The organism is Streptococcus parasanguinis (assembly GCF_001578955.1).
Lineage (GTDB): Bacteria > Bacillota > Bacilli > Lactobacillales > Streptococcaceae > Streptococcus > Streptococcus parasanguinis_U.
In genome coordinates, this window is record NZ_KQ969690.1 from 408,224 (window position 1) to 412,450 (window position 4,227).

The following is a 4,227-nucleotide window of genomic DNA, read 5'->3' on the forward strand; positions in this document are numbered from 1 at the left end:
AAGATTGGTCACCTGACAGACGATATCAGAGATAAAACCTTGGAGCTTATCAACAAAGGGGCTGATCCATTTTGGTTGGAAATAGATTCAAAGGCTTTGAAGCAAAGGCAAAAGGTCTTGGATAAACTTGCAGTTCAGTTGCAAACTGAAAATCCTAGTCCTCTAAAGGTCCCTAAAGCCAAAACTAAACGCAAACCTTACTTTGAAGAAGGAGATCTCCTTGCTGTTAAGTTCCGAGATGAGTATGGTCTTGTCTTTGTATCTATGGTTGAGCAGAGTCCTAGAAAGCTTGAGTATCATTTGGCTTGCACACGCCTCTTACAAACAAAAAAGCCCTCCATAGATGATTTTTTGACCAGTCAAATCTCCTGTAAGATGGACAATACAAAGTTTGCTCTCGTTACAGATTGCTGGTTCAATCACAAAGATTTAGGGCAATTATTAGAAAATATTGAAAAAATTGGACAGGTGAAACTTAGACCTTTTAGTCTTTGGATGTTGGCACCTGCCCAAAATTTAGAAGACATTTATGAAGAAATCACTAGAGATAAAGGTTCTTCTGGCCTTAAATTCATCGAAAGCTACAAACTCGTCGATGATATTTTTTCAGTTTAATGCTTATGTGATAAAGGGAGAAATGGTGAATCATTCCCACATGCTATGCTGGGCTCTGACACCATAGCTATCTAGGGAACCATCTGAATTAAACTTGGATTCAATACGGTACCTTTTCCAGAGGTCGTAATCTGCTGTTTGGATGGTTAGGATAAAATTGGTATCTTTATCAGAGACGTTATAATCAGCTGGATTGACTTCAAAGATATCGATTAATTTTCGTGTTTGAAAGTCTTGGAGCTTGAGATTTGCTAGCTTGACATGATTGATGGAAATTTCTTCTAGTTGCTTGTTATCCTTAGGTGTTCTGTAATAGGTGATGACGCAGTTTTTGAGCTGATCAGTATCTTTACCTGTGGGAGTAAGGCTCATAAAGCCAAAGGACTGATTATCCCGCTTGACTTCGAGAAGCTGACCGTAGTAAAAGTGGTCGTTTTTGGGATTGGTGATGGAGCTCTCTGCGCTTTTATCTCCAAAGGTATAGCCTTGGTCCAAAAGCTCGGAAGCCTTGGTCTCCCCGATAATGACAGTTGTATCTTGAATGGTTACTGGAACAGGTTGAGCTGGAAGGCCACTCATCATCAAGCAAAACATAAAAACATAACTCGTTAAAAAAGCTGTCCCGACAAAAGCATTGGTTGATGCATAAGCATGACTGTTATGAAAGTTTTTTCTTATAGCTAGTACAACAAATTTGCCAATACTTTTTAAAACCATACTAACAAGTACGATAAAAAATTGTTTTTTCAAACATTCATAAATGGCTTGAGGAAAGCTATTACCATGATAGTAGAAGACAGCCAATACCAGTAGATTTACGATTAAATAGATTAGCAAGAACCAATGAATCTCTTTAAGGGCATTAGCATCAGTGATTTCTTCATAGTCAACGTGAATTCTTCCTTGAATGGCATGGCCAAGTTTATAAATCCATTTGGGAATGTCTTTGCCTTTTTTAACCGCAACTACAAGTCTAATATAGAGATAGATAGTAAAGGACAAGGATAGAAAGAAAAGAGCATAAAAACCCAAAACAATACTAGTGAACATGACTGTTCCCCCTATTTAACATTCAATAAAACAATTTCTTAGCTCCATTATAGCATTTTCTATAAAATAGAGCTAAAAACATCAGTATTATCCTACAAGATTCAAAGGAGAAAAATCATGGGAATGATTGCCAATTATCAATATTTACCAGACAATGAATTAGAACAAATAAAAACTCTTTCTAATCAAGAAGATGACTTGTTAGACTTTGCTGAGGACTCCGCTGATACTCATGATATCTTAATAGATATCGATAAGATGTGGGATGCCCTAGTTTTTGTCATGACAGGATTTAGTAGTTCAGAATTTTTGGATGATAGTCCCTTGAGAGAAGCTGTTTTAGGGGTGACTCCTCTAGAGGATGTATCTGAATATATCGCCTATACTGAAAAATCGAGAATTGCGGCTATCAGTCAAGCTTTAGAAAGTTTTGACATTGACAGAGCTATGGCTGACTTTAGTATGGAAGCATGTAAGAAGGCCGACTTGTATCCTGATATTTGGGATTATCTTGAGGAAGAGGAAGAAATCAAGGATGATATCCGAATCAGCTTTGTAAATATGAAAGAGTTTTACAAAAAGATTCTGGAGCTCAATGGAAATGTCCTGGTCACTATTTGTTAGAAAGTTTATTAAACATTCCTAAAAGAATAAAACTGCTTGAGGTAATAAATGAACAAAGAAGATTTATTGGCATTATGGAAGGCAATAAACTGGGAAAAACATGATTCGGGGATCTATTTTCTAGGGCGATATCTAAATAAAGACATAAATATTTATTTTACAGGTTACTGTGAACAGGATTTGCTCTTATTATCAGATGATTTGATGACTAGTTTATATAGAAGCTTGGAACACCTTGATAAAAAAGCTCAAAAGGTTATCCATGATAATTGGCCTGATAAAGCAGTTACAGAACTGGAATTAAAGGAGTTAATCTTGGATAAAAGTAGTTCTTATGGCGAATTTGCTCTAGGTTATGATGCCGGTGTCTCTCCAGCTGGATCCCTTTATCTTTTAGTGAAATTCGACAAATATTTTCAAGCTAATAGAGAGCTTGTGTATGAAATTTACTAACTGTCTGACAATAAGAGGTTAAAATCAGGTGATGAAATGAAAGATTTATATAAAGCAATGTTAGGCTTAAATGGTATTGTCCTTGTTACCATTTGTTAAGATTTTATGTCATCCATTAGGAAGGTGGTCAGATGAATCCATATTTACAAGAATATATCACCCGGACAAGGGAATACCATGCTAAAGATGGAAATCCTTCAAGTGTTGTAGCCCTTTATGATTTGGCTGATGAATTAGCTAAGTCTGAGGATTTAGAAGCAAAGAAAGTCTTAGTTGACCTCTATGAACAATTGGGTCTCTACACTAGTGCCTATAGCTTATTTACCGAAATCTTAGACATACCTGATCGAAAACAGATAAAGAAACTGAGCCGTTTACAAGAAATGAGTCAGAGTCATGGCGATCGTTTTGCCCTTCCTCGTCCTCTAAGAAAAGAAGAGAAGAAGCAAAGACAGAAGCTATTACAGTCTTTACCACATTTTATCTATCATCCAGATCCGTTGGCTACTGGTTCATTTGTTGAAGGAGAAGCCAAGCTTTGTCCATCTTGTGGGAAAGAAAGCAATGTTTATTATGCTCTTAGACCCTATAGTATCGAAGAGATAGAACATCTCTGCCCAACTTGCATTGCAAACGGTCAAGTAGCCAAAAAATTCGATGCGGAATTTATCCAAGATGCCGAGTGGCAGGGTGAATTGGATCCAGAAAAGAATCAGTTGCTTTTTTGTCAGACCCCAGGCTACTCTAGTTGGCAGGGAGAATATTGGCTTTCTTGTTGCCAAGATTATTGTGCTTACTTGGGTACAGTTGGAACTCGAGAATTGAAGGCCATGGGAATCGCTGAGCAAGTCTTGGCAGACTATGAAGCGCGTGAAGAATATAAAGATGTAGAAGATTACTTGGTTAAAGACGGGCCTATCTGTGGTTATTTGTTTAGATGTCTACATTGTCAAAAATACCAGATCTGGGTTGATGCAGATTAAATCGAAATGTGATTAGCCATGAAAATTAAAGAGAAGACTATGGAAGAACTAGAATTATTCGAAGCTGCCTCCAAAGATTTGTTTGATACTATGCAGGGATTTAAAGACAATCTATCTGTTCAATTTCCCCTATTAGATAGTGATAACTGGCAGTATGATAAGGGATCGATAAAAGTTTGTAAGGCTGATGAGTCAGGATTCAAAAAAAGATGTAGGGTCGGAATCACCTACAACTTGAAAACCACGTTATCTAATGAAGATGCCGAGCAAATCTGGTTACTGTTTAAAGACTGGTTCAATACTAGCAGATTGAGTCAAGTTGAAAGAAATCCTAATAATGAGGATTTGGGAAGATATGTCTTCTTAGCAATTTCCCCTCTAGGTGATCAGGTAGATTGTTCCATTTATTTGCCTAATGAGTGGAATATCCCTCAGATTAGCTTTTCAGGCTATCTAACAGCTCGTTATAGGGCTTGTGATCTTGATAAATTGCAAGGATAAG

6 protein-coding genes are annotated in these 4,227 nt (G+C 37.0%); 5 read left to right on the forward strand and 1 reads right to left on the reverse strand.

All coding sequences use genetic code 11. From position 1 onward, the window contains the following. A partial coding sequence (locus SPADD19_RS05815; protein WP_241496491.1) for a hypothetical protein occupies positions 1 to 615 on the forward strand: 615 nt, incomplete at its 5' end. A gap of 30 nt (positions 616 to 645) precedes the next feature. On the opposite strand, the gene SPADD19_RS05820 is transcribed toward SPADD19_RS05815, so the two are convergent. Further along, positions 646 to 1,665 (reverse strand): hypothetical protein, encoded by a 1,020-nt coding sequence (locus tag SPADD19_RS05820; RefSeq protein ID WP_061455492.1) that lies wholly within the window; start codon positions 1,663 to 1,665, stop codon positions 646 to 648. A 117-nt stretch (positions 1,666 to 1,782) separates the two neighbouring features. On the opposite strand from SPADD19_RS05820, the gene SPADD19_RS05825 reads away from it, so the two are divergent. From SPADD19_RS05825 to SPADD19_RS05840, 4 genes are all read left to right on the forward strand, one after another. Continuing rightward, positions 1,783 to 2,289 carry a YfbM family protein gene (locus SPADD19_RS05825; RefSeq protein WP_061455493.1) on the forward strand — a complete coding sequence of 169 codons (507 nt, stop codon included), beginning with the start codon at positions 1,783 to 1,785 and terminating at the stop codon, positions 2,287 to 2,289. A gap of 48 nt (positions 2,290 to 2,337) precedes the next feature. Continuing rightward, positions 2,338 to 2,742 (forward strand): hypothetical protein, encoded by a 405-nt coding sequence (locus SPADD19_RS05830; protein WP_061455494.1) that lies wholly within the window; start codon positions 2,338 to 2,340, stop codon positions 2,740 to 2,742. A 131-nt stretch (positions 2,743 to 2,873) separates the two neighbouring features. Then, on the forward strand, positions 2,874 to 3,725 hold the full coding sequence (locus SPADD19_RS05835; RefSeq protein WP_061455495.1) for a CbrC family protein: 852 nt from the start codon (positions 2,874 to 2,876) through the stop codon (positions 3,723 to 3,725). Between the two features lie 18 nt (positions 3,726 to 3,743). Next, positions 3,744 to 4,226, forward strand: coding sequence for a hypothetical protein (locus SPADD19_RS05840; protein ID WP_241496492.1), 483 nt, complete (start codon positions 3,744 to 3,746; stop codon positions 4,224 to 4,226). Position 4,227 lies beyond the last annotated feature (1 nt).

Bases quoted from the DNA above. Each gene is read 5' to 3' on its own strand.
- SPADD19_RS05825 (WP_061455493.1), top strand. From the start codon at position 1,783: ATGGGAATGATTGCCAATTATCAATATTTACCAGACAATGAATTAGAA.
- SPADD19_RS05840 (WP_241496492.1), top strand. From the start codon at position 3,744: ATGAAAATTAAAGAGAAGACTATGGAAGAACTAGAATTATTCGAAGCT.
- SPADD19_RS05830 (WP_061455494.1), top strand. From the start codon at position 2,338: ATGAACAAAGAAGATTTATTGGCATTATGGAAGGCAATAAACTGGGAA.
- SPADD19_RS05835 (WP_061455495.1), top strand. From the start codon at position 2,874: ATGAATCCATATTTACAAGAATATATCACCCGGACAAGGGAATACCAT.
- SPADD19_RS05820 (WP_061455492.1), bottom strand. From the start codon at position 1,665: ATGTTCACTAGTATTGTTTTGGGTTTTTATGCTCTTTTCTTTCTATCC.